Here is an 877-nt window from a genome sequence, read left to right as displayed (position 1 = left end):
GGTGATGATCAGCTTCAGGAAGTCGAGCAGGTTGCGTGCGTAGAGCGAGGACGCGTCGGCGGGCACCATCGAGGCGAGATTCGTATAGCCGACGATGGTCACGCCGTGTTTGATGACGACCTTGTCCGCTTCAGTGAGCGGGCAGTTGCCGCCGCGCTGGCCTTCGTACTCCGCGCCGCGGCCGGCCGCGAGGTCGATCAGTACGGAGCCGGGTTTCATCGCCTGCACGGTTTCGACCGAGATCAGCGTCGGTGCGGCGCGGCCAGGGATCAGCGCAGTGGAAATCACCACGTCGGCCTGTTTGGCCCGCTCATGGACCAGCGCCGACTGGCGCGTGAGCCACGAAGGCGGCATCGGCCGCGCATAGCCGCCGACGCCCTGCGCGGCTTCGCGCTCCTCGTCGGTTTCGTAGGGCACGTCGAGAAACTTTGCGCCGAGCGATTCGATCTGCTCTTTCACCGCTGGACGTACGTCGGAGGCTTCGATCACCGCGCCCAGGCGCTTGGCGGTCGCGATCGCCTGCAAACCGGCCACACCCGCGCCGAGAATCAGCACGCGCGCCGCTTTCACGGTGCCCGCTGCGGTCATCAGCATCGGCATGAAGCGCGGATAGAGCGTGGCGGCCAATAAAACCGCCTTGTAGCCCGCGATGTTCGCCTGCGACGACAGCACGTCCAGGCTTTGCGCGCGCGTGGTTCTCGGCGCGGCTTCGAGCGCGAACGCGGTCACGCCCGCAGTCGCCAGCTTTGATGAGTTTTCGGTATTAAACGGATCGAGCATGCCGACCAGCGTCGCGCCGCGTTTAAGCAACGGCAACTCGGCATCGGTGGGCGACTGGACCTTCAGGACGAGTTCAGCGCCAAAAGCGGTCGCCGCA

The 877-nt window shown here is 65.7% G+C and carries 1 protein-coding gene; it reads right to left on the bottom strand.

Translation table 11 applies throughout. The features are described 5' to 3' along the window. Positions 1-877: NAD(P) transhydrogenase subunit alpha (locus P0D96_RS48155; RefSeq protein ID WP_408321392.1), on the bottom strand; the 877-nt coding region annotated here is incomplete at both ends.

It is taken from the genome of Paraburkholderia sp. RL17-347-BIC-D, from assembly GCF_046027915.1.
Lineage (GTDB): Bacteria > Pseudomonadota > Gammaproteobacteria > Burkholderiales > Burkholderiaceae > Paraburkholderia.
This window is presented reverse-complemented; position numbering and strand designations above follow the sequence as displayed.